This window comes from Actinomadura sp. KC345 (genome assembly GCF_004348515.1).
Classification (GTDB): domain Bacteria; phylum Actinomycetota; class Actinomycetes; order Streptosporangiales; family Streptosporangiaceae; genus Spirillospora.
Genome location: NZ_SMKH01000041.1, coordinates 9568 through 29430, shown reverse-complemented (window position 1 = coordinate 29430; position 19863 = coordinate 9568). Strand labels below are relative to the sequence as shown.

Sequence of the window (19863 nt, the reverse complement as noted above, 5' to 3'; positions counted from 1 at the left end):
CTTACGGGCGGGCTTGCGCCCATCTGCAGGTGACCACGGCGTGGCGTACCCCTGAAGCGGTCACCTGACCCCATACGAGAGGCAAACTCAGACATGCCCGCCGCCGGGCGCAATGAGTCCACCGCCCGGCCTGCCCCTGCCTCCTTCGCCCGTGGAGCCGCCGCTCGGTCCTGATCGACATTCGGCCATCAATGACAACCATTCTCATTCGGCCCACGGCCGGCATCGGCCCGGTCACCTCGCCCCGTGGCGCACTCCCCCGCCCTCGTTCAATGCCGCTCGGATACGTCGGCGGGCCGGTGCTTGGGTATGACCAGGCAGAACAGTGCGCCCAGAGCGAGGAGGCATGCCGCGGCCAGCAGCCCGGCGCTGAATCCGGCGCTCGCCGCCGCCGTCGACGACGGGTCGGCCTCGCGGCCGGTGACGGTCGTCGCCAGCGTCCCCAGCACGGCGAGCCCGAACGCGCCGCCCACCAGCCGGAAGCTGTTGAGCAGCCCGGAGACCATCCCCGCGTCCTCGGCCGGGACGCCGCCGGTGGCGGCGGACCCCATCGCGACGAAGCTCGCGCCGATGCCCACGCTCGCGACCAGCGACGGCCCGAGCACGTCGGTCCAGAAGGTGCCGCCGGGGCCACCGAGCCCGAACCACGCCATTCCGAGCGCCCCGGTCAGCCCGCCCGCGACGAGGATCGCGCGGGGGCCGGCGCGCACGAGCGTCCGGGTCGCGACGATCATCCCGGCCACCGAGCCCAGGCAGAACGGCAGGAACGCCAGGCCCGTGGACAGCGCGTCGTAGCCGAGCACCCGCTGCATGTGCAGCGAGACGAAGTAGAAGCTCGCGAGCTGGCCCGCCGTGATGAGGAACCCGAAGACGTTGGCGCCGAGCACCGCGCGATGCGCGAACAGGCCCAGCCGGACGAGCGGGTCGGCGACCCGCCGCTCCACCAGGAGGAACACGCCCAGCATCCCGGCCCCCGCCGCGAGCGGGCCGAGGGTGAGCGGCGCCGTCCACCCCTCGGAGCCGGCGACCGAGACGCCCAGGACCAGCAGGCTCATGCCCGCCGTGGCCAGCAGGGGGCCCAGAACGTCGGGCCGGACGCCCCGACGCTCCCTGCCGCCCGGCAGCCGGGCCGCCGTGAGGAGCCCGAACGTGGCGATCGGCACGTTCACCAGCATCACGGCTCGCCAGCCGAACGTCTCGGTGAGAATGCCGGAGGCCACGACACCGACCGCGCCGCCCGCCACGGTGGAGGCGGCCCACAGGCCCAAGGCCCGCGCTCTGGCGGCCCCCTCGGGGAAGTGCGCGGTCACCAGCGCGAGGGCGACCGGTGACGCGGCGGCCGCGCCCAGGCCCTGCAGTGCCCGTGCCGCGACCAGGAGCCAGCCGCTGGACGCGAGCCCGCCCGTCACGCTGGCGAGGGCGAAGAGCGCGAGCCCGGCGGCCAGGACGCGGCGGCGCCCGAGCAGGTCCCCCGTCCGCCCGCCCGCCAGGAGGAAGCCGCCGTTGACGATAACGTAGGCGACGACGACCCAGTTCAGGGTGCTCGCGGAGAGCCGGAGATCGTCTTGGACCGCCGGAAGTGCGACGTTGACGAGTGACAGGTCCAGCGAGACGAGGAACTGGACCGTGACGACGCAGGCGAGGATCCAGCCCGCCCCGCGGGCCGGTGCGGGCGGGCGATCACCATCCGGACGCCCCTTCACCATGGACGGCCCCCCGCCGGGGGTCGCCTTCGTGCTGTCCGGATCGTCGGGAACGCGGGCGGGACCAGCGGTCATCACACCTCCACGGGCATTTGTACGCCGTACAAAAGGTTTGCCTAACCTACCTTCGAGGTGGGGCGTAGCGAAAGAGGAGCAATGAGCCCATCGGAGACGGGCAACGGCGCCCCGCGGCGCAGGGCGGGCGGGACGCGCGGCCCGCGCAGCACCCGGGACCAACCGCCGCTGACCGCCACGGAGATCATCGAGGCGGGCGTGCGCCTGACCGCCGACCGGGGGTTCCCCGGCTGGTCGCTACGCGACCTGGCGGCGGCGCTGGACTGCTGGCCCACCGCGATCGCCCACCATGTCGGCGATCGGAACGCGGTGGAGATCGCGGTGGTGGACGCGATCCTGCGGCGGGTGCCGATGCCCGACCCCGGCCTCCCGTGGCGCCCGTGGTTCCGCGCGTTGCTGACGTCCCTCCGGCCGGTGCTGCTCGCCCATCCGGGGGTCGCGCGCTGGCTGGGGATCGCCGCGCCGATCGTCCCGTCGGCCACCGCGATCATCGAGGAGGGCGTCCGTCGGCTCTCTGCCGCGGGCTTCGGCGCCGAGGCTCCGGCCGCGTACGTGACCCTGCTGAACGCCGCCGTCCATCTGATCGCGGCCGAGGACGAGCGCGACGCCGCACCCAGGCTGCGCGACTCCATCCGCGGCCGCCTCGCCGACCTCCGCGACGATCCGGCCCGGCCCGGCGCGGCCGCGCTCGCGGCGACGCTGACCGGCGGCTGGGAACGCGACCAGATCTTCACCTACACGGTCGACCGGACGCTCGACGGCGTCCAGGCGCGGCTCACCGCCCTCCTGGCCGAGCCCGGCGACGCCGGTGGCGAGCAGGGGCGCTAGCGGTTCAGGTGGTGGCCGGGTGGACGAGGCGCTGCCAGCGGCGCTGGCGGAAGCGGTAGCTGCCGACGGCCGCGAGGGCGACCAGGCCGGTGAGGAAGCCGGCGTCGATGTCGACCGTGTCGCTGTAGCGGAAGGAGTCGTCATGTAGCCCAGGGCGGAGTGCTTTCGGCGGCGGCTGCAGAGCCCTTCGATGCACTCGAAGATCGCGTTGGCGAGTTCGACGCGGGTCCGCCGGCGTTGCCGGTCGAGTCGTTCGGTCTGCATGCGCGCCCAGAGCGCCTCCCCCTGGTCACCGCACTGTCCACCCCATGGCCACCATGGCCGGATCCAACCAACTAACAAGCTAGATACATCGTCAAGCGGCCGTCGGGCGCCGCCGAGCAAGCCCTTGGCAGATTTCATTTGAGCCCGTACGATCTCGGCAATCGTGTGGGCCCAAACAAGCTCGTAGGGCCCGCCCGGCATTGGAGCCGTCCGTGACATCGCACCGTCCGAGCACCCACGAGACCCGCGCCGTGCCGCACACCTGTTTCCCCGCAGCCGAAGGGAACGCACGATGACCACCGGAATCAACCGCCGCCGCTTTCTGGGCCAGGCGGCCGGCGTGGCCGCCTGCGCCGCGGCCGTCCCGATGCTGTCCGCAGGTCCCGCGTCCGCGCAGGCCCACGGTGGTGGACGCGGGCCCGCCGACCTGATCATCTACAACGGGCGCGTGCAGGTCATGGACAGGCACCTGCGCACCGCCGAGGCCGTCGCCATCCGCGGCGGGGTGGTGATCGGTGTCGGCCGGGAACGCGACGTCCGCCGCCTGGCCGGACGGCGCACCGAATCGGTCAACGCCGAGGGCGGCACCGTGCTGCCCGGCATCAACGACTCCCACCTGCACCTGGGCGGCTACGGCCTGGACTTCCCGCCGTTCACCATCGAGGCGAACTTCGAGACCATCCAGGAGATCGTCGACTCCGTGGCGGCCGCCGTGGCCGTCGCGACCGCGCCCGACTCCTGGATCCGCGGGCAGGGCTGGAACGAGAACCGGCTGCCGCACCCCCCGACCAAGGCCGACCTCGACCCCGTCTCCGGGAACCACCCGGTCATCCTGCGCGACTTCTCCGGGCACATGATGTCCGCGAATTCCCACGCGCTGCGGATCGCAGGCATCACCCGCGACACCCCGGCGCCGCCCGGCGGGATCATCGGGAAGGACGCCGACGGGGAGCCGAACGGCGTCCTGCGGGAGAGCGCGCAGGGCCTGGTCACCCCGCATGTTCCGCCCTACACCGCGGAGGAGACCGCCGGCGCCATCGACGCCGCGATCAGGCTGTGCCACGCCCAGGGCATCACCAGCATCACCGATCCGGGCATCACCCTGCAGCAGCTCGCGATGTACGGCGGCAAGTACGGTGCGGGCACGCTGCCGCTCCGCATCACCGCGCTGATCATGGGTGGCCGCCATCCCGACCAGGTACGCGAGATGCTCGACAGCTACGACCCACTGCGCGGCGTCGACCCGCGGATGCTGCGGGTCGCCGGGATGAAGATCAGCGTGGACGGGGTGCCGACCGCGGCGCAGACCGCCTGGCTGCACGAGCCCTACCTGGACGGCAGTAACGCCACCCCGGTCACGCAGGGCGACACGATCGAGGAGCAGGTCGCGAACCTGCACAAGATGATCCGCCTCGCCCACGACGCCGGGATGCAGGTGGGCACCCACTCCACCGGCGACGCGGGCATCGACGCGGTGGTCGCGGGCTATCTGGCCGCGATGCGCGCCAACCGGCGCATCCGCGATCCGCGCCACTACATCATCCACGGCGACCTGACCCCGCCTGGAACCCTGCGCACGATGGCCCGCCACGGGATCGGCGTCAACATGAACGCCACCATCAAGTACGTCCTCGGCCGCACCCTCGACCCGCACCTGGGCCCCGAGCGCACCGACTACCAGTGGCCTTACCGCACGGCGCTGGACTCGGGCGTCAAGGTCACCAGCGCGTCCGACGCCCCCGTGACCTCGCCGAGCCTGCTGCAGGGCGTGCAGTCGGCGGTGACGCGCGCGGGCCAGTTCGGCGGCGTGGCCGGTGCGGCCGAGCGCATCACCGTCAAGGAAGCCCTCGTGAGCTACACCCGGACCGGCGCCTGGCAGGACCACGCCGAACGCTGGAAGGGCACCCTGGAGCCCGGCATGGCCGGCGACGTGTGCATCGTCGGAGGCGACATGCTCGACACCGACCCGTCCTCGCTGGTCGAACTGCCCATCACCGGAACCGTCCTCGGCGGCAAGGTCGTCTACGACGGCAAGGCCACCCCCGCCATCGCACCCGCGGCCGTCACCCGCCGCAACACCCGGGGCGCCGCCCGCCTCAACCGCGGCGCGTGCTGCCACAACCACACCTGACGACCGTTGCCGCACGAGTGGTCCGGCCACCGGCCCTTGCGGCCGGACCACTCGTTCGCCTCGCGGGTGACGTCGAAGCGAGCGTGCCGGGATCGACGATCGTGATGCCGTCGTCAACCGTCAGGACGGCCCATTGATCGCGAGCGGGTCCCGCCCGAGTAGCCGGCACCCGGCCCGTCGACGACCGTCGTCCGCAAACAGCGTTCATAGAGCGCTTTCGCGTGAGGGTTGCGCCGGTGTGGCTTGAGTGACTTCATCATCGTGTCGAAGCGGTTGTCGCATCGGCCGGATTGGACGGCGGGGTCGTCGAGCGTGCGGCTCCAGTCGCTGCAGGCTTCCTCGAGGTGCCCGATCTCAAGTTTGCGTTCGGCGAGGGCGCCCAGGTGACGGACGCGGGCGCGCCGGTAGACCGCGTCGCGGACGCGGTCGGCTTGTTCCATGGCCGTGATGGAGTTGCGCTTGTCGCCCAGTGCGTAGCGGACCTGGGCGATGTGGTAATTCATCGAGGCGGAAGTCATAACTGCCGAGTGCTTTGGCCTGTGATTCGGCGTGGTCCATGGCGGTTTCAGCAGGCTGGCATGCGCGGGCCACGGCTATCGCTTGGGCATTGCCGGGTCGTGTGGGAGGCCCAGGACCTGTTCGGCGATGGTGTTGCGTTGGATCTCCGCCGTTCCCGCTCCGATCGTGGAGGCGCGGGTGGCCAGCCAACCGGTACTCCAGCGACCTTTCTGGATCGTCTCGGCGTCGTCTTTCGTGAGCAGTCCGTACGGGCCTAGAAGGTCGACTGCGAACTCGTGCAGTTCCTGTTCGAATGTGCTGTTGTACAGGCGTGAGATCGACGACGTGGGGCCCGGTTCTCCGCTCGCGGCGATCGCCTCAATGGTCCTGGCGGCGTGCACGCCCATCACGCGCACGCGCGCGTCGAAGTCGGCCAGGCGACGCCGGACCCCGACGTCGTGGTGTGCTCCTCTGGCGCGGGCGAGGGCGATCAGTTCGTCAACGATCCGGCGGTAGAACGCGGCTTGGGTGAGCGCACCGGCGGATCGTTCGTGTCCGAGGGTGCTGCGGGCGATTCGCCAGCCCCGGTTCTCCTCGCCCACCCGGTCGGTGACCGGCACTCGGACGTCGTCGAAGTGGATTTCACAGAAGTGCTCGCGGTCGGCCATGTCGCGGATCGGGCGGATGGTCACGCCGGGCGCGTGCGCGTCGACCAGGAGGTAGCTGATGCCGTCCTGGCGGGATTCGCGGGTGCCGGTGCGGGCGAGGATGAAGCACATGTCCGCCTTCTCGGCGTTGGTGTTCCACACCTTCTGTCCGGCGACGACGTAGTGGTCGCCGTTGCGGCGGGCGGTCGTCCGCAGGGCCGGGAGGTCCGATCCGGCGTCCGGCTCGGAGAAGCCCTGGGCCCACACCTCGTCGCCCCTCAGCATCGGCTTCAGGTATCGCTCCCGCTGTGCGGACGTTCCGTGCTCGATCAGTGTCGGGCCGACCATCTCCCAGCCCGTGCCGGGGTGCTTGGGGACACGGAACCGTGCCATTTCCTGGTTGTAGATCACCTGCTGGGTGAAGGGCAGGTCCATGCCGCCGTGCTCCCTGGGCCAGGAAGGCCCAGCGAAGCCGTGGTCGAACTTGGTGGCGGCCCAGGTCTTCTGGAACGCGAGTCGTTCCGCCGCGCCGCGCGGCGCCTTGCCGGGTGCGTACTCGTCCAGGAACTCGCGTAGAGCCGCCCGGAAGGTCTCGTCGTCAGTCATCGGTGTCCTCCTCGACGATTCCGATCAGCCGGGCGAGGCGATCGCGGTGCCAGTCTGGGCCGCCGAGCAGGACTTCATCGGACTTGGCTCGCTTGTAGTAGAGATGTGCGTCGTGTTCCCAGGTGAAGCCAATGCCGCCGTGAATCTGGATCGTCTCGGCGGCGACGTGGGTGTAGGCCTGGGAGCAGCACACCTGTGCCGTTGTGGCGGCGATGGACAGCCGAGACGGGTCCTCCTGCGGCGCGAGCGAGGCATAGTAGGCCGCTGAGCGTGCGGACTCGACCGCCACGAGCATGTCCGCGGCATGGTGCTTGATCGCCTGGAAGCTGCCGATCGGACGGCCGAACTGGTGCCGGCTCTTGGCGTACTCGACGGCCATCTCCAGGCAGTGCTGGGCTCCTCCGGCCTGCTCGGCGGCGAGGGCGGCGCGGCCATGGTCGAGCGCCTCCTCGAGAGCGTGGGTGCCCATCTCGAGCAGCCATGCCGGAGTGGAGGCGAAGTCGATCCTCGCCAGGCCACGGGTGCGGTCCACCGTCGCGTGCGCGGTGCGGCTGAGTCCCGCCGCGTCGCCGAGGACGGCGAACAGAGCGGGTCCGTCAGGTGTGGCGGCGGACACCAGGAACAGGTCCGCGACCATGCCGTCCGGGACAAAGTATTTGGCGCCTTCCAGCAGGAAGGAGCCCGTGGCAGGACAAGCTTTCGTGGCGGGTCGCGGAAGGTCCCAGCTCCCGTCGCTCTCGGCGACGGCGACGGCCGCGACGAGGGAGCCGTCGGCGATGCCGGACAGCAGTTCGGCCTGGAGACCCCCGGTGCCGGAGGCCAGCAGCGCCGGGACGGCCATCCCGATCGTTCCGAGCATCGCGCCCCCGGCCAGCGTGCGGCCGAGTTCCTCGAACACCACGCACAGCTCGGCGGAGGTACCGCCGGCGCCGCCGTACCTCTCGGGAATCGCCAGCCCCTGCACGCCGATCTCGCCGGCCATCCGGCGCCAGAGGTGCGGGTCATGTCCGCCCTCGCCGTCGATCAGGGCGCGGACGTCGGAGTTCTCGGCGAGGAACCCGCGCAGGACCGCGCGCAAGTCCTCTTGTTCCCTGGTGAAAGTGATCTGCATCGGTCGTCCTCCTCGGTGCCGGCCGGGTCAGCAACCGCTGAAGACGGGTGGGCGGCGCTCCAGGAAGGCCCGGATGCCCTCTCGGAAGTCCTCGCCGCGCAGGCTGAGCTCCACGGCGTGGGCCTCGGCCGTCAGGGCGCGTGGCAGGTCGGCGGTGAGGTGGTCGGAGATCAGCGTCTTGGTGAGGCCGTGCACGAAGGTCGGCCCGGCCGCCAGCTCGACCGCGAGGGCCTCGGCGGTGCCGGCCAGGTCGGCGTCCGGGACGACCTGGCCGACCATGCCCCAATCGAGTGCCTGATCGGCGGGGACGGCGATGCCGCGCATGAGCATCTGCTTGGCTCGGGCGACGCCGATCAGGCGGGGCAGCAGATAGGTGGCACCGCTGTCGGGACAGAATCCGCGTCTGGTGAACGGCTCGGAGAAAATGGCTTCCCGGCCTGCGATCACGAAGTCGCACGCGAGAGCGAGATGGAGGCCGAGACCGACCGCATTTCCCTGGACGGCGGCGACGGTCGGGATCGGAAGCTCCCACAGCATCCGCACCAGCCGGTGCGCTGCCGTGGCCAGGTTGCGCGTCATATCGCCCAGCGCGGGGCGGGGCGAACCGGGTGGATTCGCCGCCACCAGGTCGGCGCCGCCGCAGAAATGCCTGCCCTCGGCGTCGATCAGGACCGCGCGGATCTCTCTCCCGGACGCCACCGGCTCCAGCGCGGCCAGCAGTGCGGTCACGTCCGACCGCCGCAGCGCGTTCGCCTTCTCCGGACGGGCGAGGGTGATGCGCAGCACGCCGTGCTCGTCGGTCTGGCAGCGAGGCCCCTCGGTCACCGGTTCACCTCGCGCAGCAGTTCACCGTGACGGGCCATCATCTCGATCGCGCGGCGCTGGAGGTCGGCGGGCACCTCGGGCAGGAGCGCCGGGCCACGCTCGCGGCTGGGCAATGCGATCGTGCCGGTGCCCTTCATCGTGACCTCATCGCGCTGGTTCCTGGCCGTGACGGAGACCTCCGCCAGGCTCCGCCCGTCCTCCTCGTACTTGCCTGTGACCTCACCGGACAGGAACTGGGTGTCGCCCTGGTAGTTGAACTTGCGGATCTCGTCGTGCTGGCGCATGACCCAGCCGTCGTCGCCCGCCCAGTCGGTGAGGCAGTGGTGCATCCAGCACTCGCGCAGCACCCCGTAGTCGTAGGCGCGGGGGTTGCCGATCGCCTGGGCCCATTCGGAGTCCCAGTGAACGCGCTGCGCGACATCGGGGGCGCCGTACTCGTTCTTGACGTAGAAGGCGGGGATCCGCCGCCGGTTCTGGTAGCCGATGCGGCCGGTCTTCAGGCCGTACGGGACGAATCCGTATCCGCCGGCGTGGAAGACGATGATGTCCGTGGTGGTGAGCGGCCCCCTGGCCATCCGGGAAAGGGTCTCGCCGACCTCGACGTCCTCGAAGTAGCGGGGGACGCCGCCGCGAGACCGTTCGGCGGCGAGCAGTCCGTCGATCTCCGCGAGCTGTTCGTCGGTGTAGTTCGGAGCCTCGATGGTCGCGTACTTGCCGTGTTCCCTGGCCTTCTTCCGCTCGGTGTAGATGATCAGGGTCCGGTAGACGCCGACGACCTCGGCGTGCTGGTTCATCTTGACCTTGCGGTTGACCTTGATGACCGACCGGCCGGCGAACTCCGACCGCTTCTCCTCGACCGACTCCAGGCCGCCGAAACTGTAAATGGTGTCGCCGGGACGGATCGGCCGGTACCAGTCCCAGGTTCCGCCGGACACGAACGCGTGGATCCCGCGGTAGCTGCCTCCGCGCTCGTCCGCGGCGGCTCGGTCTCCGCGCAGGGGAGCGTTCAGGATCGCCGCCATGATCGGCGGCGCGATCTGGCCTCCCCAGCGGGTACCACGACCGTACTCGGGGTCGCCGAACAGCGGGTTGTCGTCCCCGTAGCTCGTCGCGAAGTTGCGGATCGCCTCGGGGGTGGCCGTCCCGAGGAGTTCCTGGTTGCGGACGGCCCAGTCCCGGCCGACGATCTCCCGGTCCTTCTCGATGTCGGTGCTGACGAGGCTGGAGGAGGTCGCCTCGTCGAGTTCCCGGCGCTGCGCCGTGGTCTCGGTGCTCTCGGTCATGGTGCCCCTTCTGGTCTGGTCTCGGCGTGCTGGGAGCAGGTCGCTGCGGCGCCTCAGGCGGCGTCCGGCCGCCCCTCCCGCTGCGGCCGGTGGTCATCGCGAAGGCGAAGTCGCGCGTTGTCCCAGGTGATGGGAGGTTCGGTCGGCTCGAAGCGGATCACGGCCGAGGACGAGTAATGAGCGCGTGCGGCGTCGGGCAGCCGCGTCGACGGCGGACCGTGATCCGCGTACTTGGCGTTCAGCGCCTCCAGGGCCTCGGCCCGCTCTGCTTCGTCCGTCACGATGGAGGCGGTGCCGTGCAAAAGGACCGCGGCCAGTTCGACCCAGCGCGTCCCGGACTCGATCAGCAGCGACGCCCGGGGGTCGCGCCGGATGCGGCCGACCTTCGCCGAAGCGGCCGGGGTTCGCAGGTAGCACCGCCGGTCGAGGGCGGTGAACCACACCGGCAGCGGCACCGGCCGGCCGTCCCGGCGCAGGGTGGTGAGGATCCCGGTGTGCGCACTCGCCAGCCGGGACCACGCCTCTTCCTCGGTGAGCCGGACGCCCATCAGACACCGTCCTCGAACAGCGCCCTGACCTCCGGACGGCTGGCCTTCAGGGACGGGGTGCGCGGGAGCGCGGCCACGACCCTGATGTCCGCGGGCAACTGATACCGGGCGAGCCGCTCCTCCAGGAAGGTGCGGAGGGCCGCTTCGCCGACCGCCTCCCCGACTGTGACGGCGGCGACCGGGACCTCGCCCAGCCGCGCGTCCGGCAGCCCGACGACGCAGGCGTCGCGGACCGCCGGATGGTCCTTCAGCGCATCCTCCAGCACGCTTGGAACGATCTTGAACCCGCCGCGGTTGATCGCGTCGTCCGTGCGGCCGTGGATGAAGAGGAATCCGTCCGCGTCGATCGAGGCCAGGTCGGTGGTGGCGGTCCACGCGTCCGAGGCCGCGGGCAGCTGGCCGCCGCGCGCCTCCAGTACACCGATCTCTCCCGGTGGCAGGGGGTCGCGGGTGCCGGGGTCGACGACGCGCAGTTCGACACCGTTGTGAGCGCGGCCGACGCTGCCCCGCTTCGTGTCACCCCATTCGCGTCGCAGCCGCAGACTCCAGCCGGCGACCGCTCCCGCGAACTCGGTCGCGCCATAGGTGGCGAGGACGGGCACGCCGTAGCGGGCTTCGAATCTCTCGGCGTCGGCGGGGTCGAGCGGCGCGGTCCCCGACAGCACCGCGCGGACACCGTCGAACACCTCGCGCGGAACCTCGGCGTCCAGGACCATGCGCATGGCGGTCGGCTGCAGGCTGACGAGTTTCGGGCGGTGCACGCGCACCAGCTCCGACCAGCGGGTGACGTCGAAGCGCTCCAGAAGCGCGGTGGCCTTGCCCTCCAGGACGTTGCCGACCGCGAAGTAGAGGCCGCTGATGTGCATCAACGGCGCCCACAGGATCGCCGTCCCCGGCTTGAGCTCCTGCGGGTCGGTCATCGCCGCTCCGTGGCCGGCCGCGTCGAACGCCGCCGTGAGCGCGTCATAGCCGAGTTCGATCCGCTTGGGCCTGCCCGTGGTTCCGCTGGTGAGCATGCGAACGGCCACGTCGGACGGGGCGTGGGCGCAGGGCTCGGCGTGCCAGTCCGCCGGGTGGGGGCGCAGGGCCCGGCCGTCACCGGTTCGGACGGCGATGGCGCGTACGTCGGCCGCCGCCTTGGCCACTCCGTCGCGGTCCCAGTCCTCGGGCGCGGCGATGACCACCTGTGGCCTGAGCGCCGTGATGTCCTCGGCCAGTGCGATATCGCCATGGAAGGGGCTGAGCGTCACGGCCTCGCGCCCGGTGGCGAGGACGGCGATCAACGCCGCGTGGTGCGCGGGCCGGTTGCGCAGGACGATCCCGACCCGGTGGGCCCCGGACTCGCCGATGGCGTTCTCCAGGTCCTCGACGGCCTCCAGGTGGTAGGCCCAGGGATAGGTCCGTTCCTCGAAGACCAGCCCCGGCGCGTCCGGCGCCAGTGCGAGCATCCGGCGCAACCGCTGCGAGAGCGGGCGTCCGGGGTCGGGACTCATGGCGTTCATGGTTCCTTTCATCGGAGGCGAGAGCCCTGTCGGCACCGTGACCGGGTCAGCGGAGCCACAGGTAGTGCGGGCGGGGGCTGGTGTCGTCGGGTGCGAAGATCGGCTGCCGGACGGCGCGCACCTCGCCCGACAGCGCGGCCGCGCGGGGGTTCTGGCTGAGGGGGAAGGCGACGCCGCGCACGACCGTCTGCTTCTGGAGTTCGCTGAAGATCGATGCGCGTTCGTCGTCGTTCTCCGTGGCGGCCGCCTTGGTATAGAGGGCCTCCAGATCGGCCAGGTCGTTCAGGTCGAAGGGGTTGTAGACGCCCCGGTTGGAGATGCTGCGGGTCCACCAGGCGTAGGGGTCGACCGACGTCGGGACGAGGTAGCCGGCGGGGAAACGCCCCCTTCGGAGCTCGGCGGTGTACTGGCCGTCCGCCACGTCGACGATCTTCATCGTGATGCCCCCCTCGGCGAGGAGCTGCGCGATGGTCTCGTTCTGTGCCTTGATGACCGGCTGGCTGCCGACCTCGAAGGTGAAGCCGTCGGGGTACCCGGCCTGTGCGAGCAGCCGCCTCGCCTTGTCGACGTTCGGCTTGTGGAGGTCGTCCAGGGCGGGGTCGTACCACTTGGACCCGGCTGCGGCGAACCCGCCGCCCTTCGGGTCCCCTCGGCCGTTCAGCAGCGCCTTGTCGTAGGCCTCGCGGTCCAGTAGGTAGCCGATGGCCTGCCGGACCTGAGGCTTGGCGAGGGCGGGGGCCTTCTCGCCCTTCCGATCCATGATCGCCAGCACGCCGGTGAAGGTGTGGTCGGCCAGGACCCGCAGCCGCGCCCCCTCGGCCCAGCTCATCTGCTCGGGTCCGAGCCGGCTCATGATGTCGACCTGGCCGCTCTGGACGGCGTTGAGCCGGGCGTTGTTCTCTTGAATGATCTTGATTTCCACCTCGGCGACCCGGACCGCGTCCTTGTTCCAGTAGTTCGGGTTGGCCTTGTAGAGGTGCCGGGATCCCTCGCGATGGCCGGACTTCTGCCAGATCCATCCACCGCTTCCGGCCGGTTCTCGAGTGAGGTCCCGCTTCTCCCTGATCGCCTTCGGGCTGATCATCGCGCCGGCGACGGTGGCCATGCTGTCGGGGAAGTTCGGGGAGGGTGTCGTGAAGTGCACGTCGACGGTGGCCGGGTCGACCACCTCCACCGAGGAGATGACACCGAAGACGTTGGCGTGCGGACTGCCGTCGACCTCCCGGGCACGGTCGAGGTTGAGCTTGACCGCCTCGGCGTCGAACTTCGAGCCGTCGTGGAAGACGGCGTCGTCGCGCAGACTGAAACGCCAGGTCGTGGGGCGCGGCTGTGACCAGGACGTGGCGAGCCAGGGCTGGGGCTCGAAGTCGGCGTCGGAGGTCGTCAGCGTGTCGTAGACGGGGAAGATCATCGGTCCGTTCTGGACGGTGGTCCGGACCGGGTCCAGCGAGGGCGTCTCCTGGTAGGTCGCGATCCGCAGCCTCCCCGCCGGGTCGCTCGGCGCGCCGGCGGTGTCGATCATGCTGCCGGTGGCGGCGCCTCCGACGGCTCCGCCGCAGGCGGACAGGGTGGACGCGGCCACCAGGAGCGCGCCGGCCAGGGCGATGAGACGCCGCCGCGGGGACCGCGTGGTGATCGTGCGACTCCTCATCGCTGCTCCTCCGGCTCGGGCGTCACTCCGGTCCCGGGTTCGGCCCGGTCCACCTCCGCGTACAGGTGGCAGGCGACGCGGCCTCCGCCCGCCACCGGTGTCCAGTCCGGGAAGGAGCGGGTGCAGACCGGCATCCGGTGCGGGCACCGGGCGACGAACGGACATCCCGGCGTGCCGGCCGGCGCGGTCTGCCGCGGCCCGCCCGCCGCACGATCCGCCGCGGCGGCGCGCAGCCGGTGCCGCCGCTCGCGTTGCACCCGCTGCCGGGCCGGGTCGGGGTCGGGGACGGCGGCCAGCAGCGCCTCGGTGTACGGGTGGGCCGGACGCTCGCAGATGCGGTCCGCCGGCCCCGTCTCGACGATCCGGCTGCGGTACATGACCGCGATGTCGTCGCTGGTGTGCCGGACGACGGCCAGGTCGTGCGCGACGAACAGGTACGCGACCCCGGTCCCCTCCTGGACGTCCTCCAGCAGGTTGATGATCTGGCTTTGCACCGACACGTCCAGCGCGCTGACCGGCTCGTCCAGGATGATCAACCTCGGCTCCACCGCGAGGGCCTTGGCGATGGCGACGCGCTGCCGCTGCCCGCCCGACAGCTCGTAGGGGTAGCGGCGCGTGTGGTGGGCCGCGAGCCCGACCTGGTCGAGCAGCGCGGTGACCCGGCGGTCGCGGTCGGCCCCCCGCATGTCGAAGTGGATGGACAGGGGTTCGGCGACGATGTCCCCGATCACATGGGTGGGGTCGAGCGACCCCAGGGGGTCCTGGAAGACGGCCTGGACGGCGCGGCGGTAACCGATGGGCACGCGCCGTCCGAAGCTCGCGACGTCGAACCCGGCCGCGGTGATCGTCCCGGCGGCGGGACGGATCAGGTGCAGCAGGGCCCGCGCGGTGGTGGACTTGCCCGAGCCGGACTCGCCGACCAGGCCGAGGGTGCGGCCGGCGTCCAGCTCCAGTGACAGCCCTTGGACGGCGGTCACGGTCCCGGCCGCGCGCCATGGGACCGTGCGTTTCTGCGCGAAGGCGACGGTGAGGTCGCGGACCTGGAGCAGCGGAGTGGTCTCCTCCCCACGGTGCGCCTTCTCCATAGCGCCGGTGACGGTCATGAGGACTCCTCGGGCACGGGGGCGGTCACGTCGGCCGGGGACTGTTCGGCCACGCCGACCAGCGTGAGGTCGGCGGTGCGTGCGCACCGCGCGGCGCGTGCGGCCGCCACGGGTTCCAGCGCGACCGGCCCCGCCAGGCAGACATCGGCGGCGTGGGCGCAGCGGTCGGCGAAATGGCAGCCCTCCGGCCAGTCGGCCGGAGGAGGGACGACACCCGGGATGGAGGGCAGCCGCCCGGTACGCCGCACGTTCCGGGGCAGGGAACCCAGGAGTCCCTCGGTGTACGGGTGGGCGGGCACGCCGAACACCTGCCCGGTCGGACCGCACTCCACGAGTTGGCCCGCGTACATCACCGCGACCCGGTCCGCGACGTCCGCGACCACGCCGAGATCGTGGGTGATCAGCAGGATGGACATGCCGGTGGCATCCCGGAGCTCCAGAAGCAGGTCCAGGATCTGGCCCTGCACGGTGACGTCCAGCGCGGTGGTGGGTTCGTCGGCGACCAGCAGCCGCGGCCCGCAGGCCAGCGCCATGGCGATCATGACGCGCTGCGCCATCCCTCCGGAGAACTGGTGCGGGTAGTCGCCCACCCGTTGCTCCGGGTCGGGGATGTGCACTTGCTCGAACAGTTCGAGGGTCCGCTCGCGAGCCTGCGCGCGGGAGAGCTTCTCGTGCTCGCGCAGCACCTCGGCGACCTGGTCGCCGACGGTGTAGGCGGGGTTGAGGCTGGCGACCGGCTCCTGGAAGACGACGCCGATCGTGCCGCCGCGGATCCGGCGCAGTTCGTCGAAGGACAGCCCGGTCAGCTCCCGGCCGTCCAGCTCGACGGTCGCGGCGTGGACGCGTCCGGGGTCGGGCACCAGGCCGAGCAGCGACATGGCGGTGACGCTCTTGCCCGAGCCGGACTCGCCGACCAGGCCGACGATCTCGCCGCGCCCGACGTCCAGGGAGACACCCTGGACGACATCGAAGCGGCCGGAACCGGGCTGCGGGAACGACACCGTCAGGTCCCGGACGCGCAGCAGCGGGTCGGCGGTCTCGGCACCGGCGAGCGGCTCGCCGCCGGTGGCGGAACCGACCCGGAGCACCGGGTTGACGCCGAGCGCGCCGCCCTTGGCCTCGCGGGCGAACAGGTCGCGCAGGCCGTCGCCGACCTGGTTGAAGGCCAGCACCGTGATGAGGATGGCGAAGCCGGGCGGCAGCGCGAGGTAGAAGGCCTCGCGGATGCTGGCCTGCGCGTCGGAGAGCATCGAGCCCCAGCTCGCCTGGCCCGCCTGGACTCCCAGGCCGAGGAACGACAGCGTCGCCTCCGCGATGATCGCGCCTGCGAGCATCAGGGTGACCTGGACGATCAACGGCGGCATGATGTTGGGAAGGACGTGCCGGAAGATGATCCGGCGGTCCGGGGCGCCGGCGACCCGGGCGCCGTCCACGTAGAGCTCCTCGCGGGCGGCGAGGGTCTCTCCGCGGGCCAGCCGGATCATGGTGGTGGCGTACACGACGCCGACGACGGCCATGGACTTCCAGAGACCGGGGCCGAGAACCGAGATCAGCGCGATCGCCAGGACCAGGAACGGCACGGACATGATGCCCTCGACCACGCGCATCGCGATCCTGTCCGCCCAGCCGCCGGCATAGCCGAACAGCAGGCCGAGCGGAACGCCGAGCAGGACGGCGATGGCGACGGCCTCGAATCCCGCGAGGAGCGCGGCCCGTGCGCCTTCCAGCAACCGGGACAGGACGTCCCTGCCGAGCTTGTCGGTACCGAGCCAGTGGTCGGCGGAGGGCCCGAGCAGGCCCTGGCGGATGTTGCCGTCCTGCGGGTCGTAGGGCGCGATCAGCGGAGCCAGCAGCGCGCAGGTCATCACGACCAGCACGACCGCGGCCCAGAACATGGTGGCACGCTGCCGGAGCAGGCGGCTCATCGTCCGTGAGCGGTTCCGGCCTCCGGCGGTGGCTCGTGCGGGCCGTCCGGGGGGAGCGGCCTCGCGGTCGGCCGAGGTGATATGGCTCATGCCGACCTCACCTTGGGGTTGAGCCACGCGTAGGACAGGTCGAGCAGCATGTTGACCACCACCACGATCACCACGGTGAAGACGACGAAGCCCTGGATGACATCGGGGTCGCGGCGGAGGACGGCATTGATCGCCAGCGAACCCAGGCCCGGCATCGCGAACAGCCGCTCGATCACGATCGACCCGCCGAGCAGCGCGGTCACCTGGAACGAAACCACCGTCACCACGGGTGCGGCAGCGTTCTTGAGGGCGTGTTTGAACACCACCCGACGTTTGGACAGCCCCTTCGCGAGGGCGGTACGCACGTACTCCTGCTGAAGCACACCGATCATGCTCGACCTGGTCTGCCGGGAGATGGCCGCGGCCGCGATCAGTCCCAGCGAGATCGACGGGAGGACCAGGCTGCCGAACCAGAGCGCGGGGCCGGCCGAGGGCGGCACGTAGCCGACCGCGGGGAACCAGGGCAGTTTGATCGCGAACGCGAAGATCAGCAGCAGCCCCAGCCAGAAGCCCGGCATCGCCTGGCCGACGGTCGCCAGCAGGCTGACTCCGCGGTCGCTGGGGCGGCCGGCGCGCAGCGCGCTCCAGATACCGGACGGCACGCCCAGCACCAGCCCCACCAGCAAGCCACCCACGGTCAGCGAGAGCGTGACCGGCAGCGCCTGCCACAGGGACTCGGCCACGTCGGCCTTGGTGTAGACCGAGGACCCGAAGTCGCCCTGGAGCACGCCGCCGAGCCACTCTCGGTACTGGACCAGGGCGGGCTTGTCGAGCCCCAGCTCCGCGCGGACGGCGGCGACCTGCTCCGCGGTGGCGTCCGGGCCGACGATGTTCTCGGCCGGATCCACCCCGGAAAGCTGGCCGAGGAAGAACGTCGCGGTGGCGACGACGAACACCAGCGGGATCATGGCCAGCAGCCGCGTGACCACCGTCCTCAGCATGCGCCCACCTCCCCGGCCCGGGCGGCCGCACGGTCCACGACGGCCAGCGCGTCCACCGCCACGGCGCCGGCGGAGCCGACGATCAGCGGGTTCACCTCCAGTTCGCGAATCTGGGGACGCTCGGCCATCAGGTCCCCGAGCCCGCTCATGACCGCACCGACCCGGGACGCCTGCTCCTCGGTCAGGCCGCGCGGATGGCCGACCAGGCGTCCGCCCGCGAGGCCGCGGATGAGGCGTTCGGCTGCGGCCGGGGCGACCGGCGCAAGGGCGAGTCGACGTTCTCGGACGATCTCGACCAGCGTGCCGCCGAGTCCGATGGTCACCACCGGCCCGAACTGGGGATCGGTGAAGCCGCCGAGAACGAGTTCCAAACCCCTGTCGGCCATCGCCTGGACGAGCACGACCGCCGCGTCCTTCCCCTCCGGACGCGACCGGGACGCGAGCGCGGTGAGCTCGGCGAAGGCGGACCGGACCGCTTCGGGATCGGTCAGACCGACCCGGACGGCTCCCAATTCGCTCTTGTGCGCGAGCCACCCCGCACTCAGCTTCAGCACCACGGGCCCGCCCAACACGGCGGCGGCCTCGACGGCCTCGTCCGCGTCGCCGGCGACCCGTTCGTCCGGCACGGCGATCCCCGCCTCCACCAGCAGCCGCCGGGAGAGGTGCTCGGCGAGAGTGACGGTCCGGGCGTCCTGAACGGCGGGCGCCCTGGACGGCGGGCGTGCCGGGCTCGACAGCAACGGTTCCCGGTTCTCCCGATAGCGGGCCAGCGCCCCCATCGCGCGGATGAGGAGGTCCGGATCACCGCAGGCGACGACCCCCTGCTCGGTCAGGTCGCGGGCGACGTCGGGCTGGGCGGCCCAGACGGTGAAGGGCTTGTCGGTGGCGTGGACGGCCGTGACGACGGTGTCGAGGAAGGTCTTGCCGAGTCCGCGCGGTGCCCCGGCCAGGCACACCATGTCGTAGTCGGGGGCGGCCGCGACCTCGGTGAACAGCGCGTGCAGCATCGACTGGTCGTTGACGATCTGCGCGGTCGGGTCGAACGGGTTCGCGATGGAACCGAACGGCGGCACCAGCGACCCCAGCGAGGCCCGCAGAGGCGCGGACGGGACGGGCATGTCCAGCCCTGCGGCCTCTGCGGCGTCGGCCATGACCACGCCCGCGCCACCGCTGGAGGTGACGACGGCCAGGCGGCGGCCCGCCGGACGGCGCCGCGCGGCGAACAGCCGGGAGTACTCGACGAGTTCGGCGAGACCGTTCACCCGGACGATGCCCACGCTGTCGAAGGCCGCGCCCACCACATCGTCGGCCGAGGCCAGGGCGCCGGTGTGGCTGGCGGCGGCCCGGGCACCGACAAGCGACCGGCCGGTGCGCACGGCCACGACGGGCTTGTCCAGCTCTAGCGCGCGCCGTCCGGCGGCCAGCAGGGCCTCCGGTTTGTTCACGCTCTCCATGAACAGGGCGACGACATCCACGTCGGGCTGCTCGACCAGATGTCCCAGCAGTTCACCGCTGGTGACGTCGGCCTCGTTCCCGGTCGCGAGGACGTAGGAGACGCCGAGTCCCGACGCCTGGGCGGCCTCGAAGATCCGCATGCCGAAGCCGCCGCTCTGGCTGACGACACCGATGTTGCCGGGGCGCTGCGGGATGTCGTCGATCGTCGAGAACACCGCGCGGAGGCCGACGTTGAGATTGAGGATCCCGATGCAGTTGGGCCCGACGAGACGCATGCCGGACGAGCCGGCGGTGGCGGCCAGTCCCTCCTGCGCGCGGGCACCCTCGCCGCCGAGTTCGCCGAATCCGGCCGACAGCACCAGCAGCGCGCCGGTACCGCGGTCGGCCGCCTGCCGGGCGATCTCCGGGACCGCGCCGGCCTGAGCCGCCACGATGGCCAGATCCACCGGCTCGGGCACCGACGCCATGTCGGGGTATGCGGCGAGTCCCTGCACGGTCGCGCGGGAGGGGTTCACGGGGAAGACCGTGCCGCCGTAACTCTCCTTGAGCCTGGCCAGGATACGCCCGCCGATGCGTGCGGGCTGGTCGGAGGCACCGACCACGGCGATGGAGCTCGGCGCGACGAGTTGGTCCAGCGAGGTGGAGCGTTCCGATGTCGCGGACGCCGACTGGGTCAC

At 71.5% G+C, this 19863-nt stretch carries 16 protein-coding genes; 2 read left to right on the top strand and 14 right to left on the bottom strand.

Annotation, left to right across the window (positions count from 1 at the left end):
• Positions 1-269: 269 nt before the first annotated feature.
• Entirely contained in the window at positions 270-1778 is a 1509-nt protein-coding gene (locus tag E1281_RS09910; RefSeq protein ID WP_243716769.1) for an MFS transporter, read from the bottom strand.
• Positions 1779-1859: 81 nt separating this feature from the next.
• On the opposite strand from E1281_RS09910, the gene E1281_RS09905 reads away from it, so the two are divergent.
• On the top strand, positions 1860-2606 hold the full coding sequence (locus E1281_RS09905; RefSeq protein ID WP_131876982.1) for a TetR/AcrR family transcriptional regulator C-terminal domain-containing protein: 747 nt from the start codon (positions 1860-1862) through the stop codon (positions 2604-2606).
• Between the two features lie 4 nt (positions 2607-2610).
• Here the strand turns inward: E1281_RS09905 and E1281_RS09900 are convergent, their stop codons facing one another.
• Complete coding sequence (locus E1281_RS09900) at positions 2611-2802, bottom strand: hypothetical protein (RefSeq protein WP_131876981.1); 192 nt, start codon at positions 2800-2802, stop codon at positions 2611-2613.
• Positions 2803-3162: 360 nt separating this feature from the next.
• On the opposite strand from E1281_RS09900, the gene E1281_RS09895 reads away from it, so the two are divergent.
• Positions 3163-5001 carry an amidohydrolase gene (locus tag E1281_RS09895; protein ID WP_131876980.1) on the top strand — a complete coding sequence of 613 codons (1839 nt, stop codon included), beginning with the start codon at positions 3163-3165 and terminating at the stop codon, positions 4999-5001.
• A 113-nt stretch (positions 5002-5114) separates the two neighbouring features.
• On the opposite strand, the gene E1281_RS09890 is transcribed toward E1281_RS09895, so the two are convergent.
• The 12 genes from E1281_RS09890 to E1281_RS09835 all read right to left on the bottom strand — a co-directional run bounded on the left by E1281_RS09890 (position 5115) and on the right by E1281_RS09835 (position 19863).
• The gene (locus E1281_RS09890; protein ID WP_207943199.1) at positions 5115-5504 is read right to left on the bottom strand and encodes a hypothetical protein; all 390 of its coding nucleotides are present in this window, start codon (positions 5502-5504) and stop codon (positions 5115-5117) included.
• Between the two features lie 90 nt (positions 5505-5594).
• Entirely contained in the window at positions 5595-6752 is a 1158-nt protein-coding gene (locus E1281_RS09885; RefSeq protein WP_131876979.1) for an acyl-CoA dehydrogenase family protein, read from the bottom strand.
• A complete protein-coding gene (locus E1281_RS09880) occupies positions 6745-7863 on the bottom strand; it encodes an acyl-CoA dehydrogenase family protein (protein ID WP_131876978.1) in 1119 nt (372 codons plus the stop codon). The genes E1281_RS09885 and E1281_RS09880 overlap by 8 nt, the downstream gene beginning before the upstream one ends.
• Before the next feature lie 27 nt (positions 7864-7890).
• Positions 7891-8688, bottom strand: a complete 798-nt coding sequence (locus E1281_RS09875) for an enoyl-CoA hydratase-related protein (RefSeq protein WP_131876977.1) — start codon at positions 8686-8688, stop codon at positions 7891-7893.
• The gene (locus E1281_RS09870; RefSeq protein ID WP_131876976.1) at positions 8685-9971 is read right to left on the bottom strand and encodes a MaoC family dehydratase N-terminal domain-containing protein; all 1287 of its coding nucleotides are present in this window, start codon (positions 9969-9971) and stop codon (positions 8685-8687) included. Before E1281_RS09870 ends, E1281_RS09875 begins: the two co-directional genes overlap by 4 nt.
• A 53-nt stretch (positions 9972-10024) precedes the next feature.
• Positions 10025-10519: a pyridoxamine 5'-phosphate oxidase family protein gene (locus E1281_RS09865; RefSeq protein WP_131876975.1), complete on the bottom strand. Its 495-nt coding sequence runs from the start codon at positions 10517-10519 to the stop codon at positions 10025-10027.
• Positions 10519-12021 (bottom strand): AMP-binding protein, encoded by a 1503-nt coding sequence (locus E1281_RS09860; protein WP_207943198.1) that lies wholly within the window; start codon positions 12019-12021, stop codon positions 10519-10521. Before E1281_RS09860 ends, E1281_RS09865 begins: the two co-directional genes overlap by 1 nt.
• A gap of 46 nt (positions 12022-12067) precedes the next feature.
• Positions 12068-13672 carry an ABC transporter substrate-binding protein gene (locus E1281_RS09855; protein ID WP_131876974.1) on the bottom strand — a complete coding sequence of 535 codons (1605 nt, stop codon included), beginning with the start codon at positions 13670-13672 and terminating at the stop codon, positions 12068-12070.
• Positions 13669-14775, bottom strand: coding sequence for an oligopeptide/dipeptide ABC transporter ATP-binding protein (locus tag E1281_RS09850; protein WP_207943197.1), 1107 nt, complete (start codon positions 14773-14775; stop codon positions 13669-13671). The genes E1281_RS09855 and E1281_RS09850 overlap by 4 nt, the downstream gene beginning before the upstream one ends.
• Positions 14772-16790, bottom strand: coding sequence for a dipeptide/oligopeptide/nickel ABC transporter permease/ATP-binding protein (locus E1281_RS09845; RefSeq protein ID WP_131876973.1), 2019 nt, complete (start codon positions 16788-16790; stop codon positions 14772-14774). The genes E1281_RS09850 and E1281_RS09845 overlap by 4 nt, the downstream gene beginning before the upstream one ends.
• Positions 16787-17731 (bottom strand): ABC transporter permease, encoded by a 945-nt coding sequence (locus E1281_RS09840; protein WP_131876972.1) that lies wholly within the window; start codon positions 17729-17731, stop codon positions 16787-16789. The genes E1281_RS09845 and E1281_RS09840 overlap by 4 nt, the downstream gene beginning before the upstream one ends.
• The gene (locus tag E1281_RS09835; protein ID WP_131876971.1) at positions 17725-19863 is read right to left on the bottom strand and encodes an acetate--CoA ligase family protein; all 2139 of its coding nucleotides are present in this window, start codon (positions 19861-19863) and stop codon (positions 17725-17727) included. The genes E1281_RS09840 and E1281_RS09835 overlap by 7 nt, the downstream gene beginning before the upstream one ends.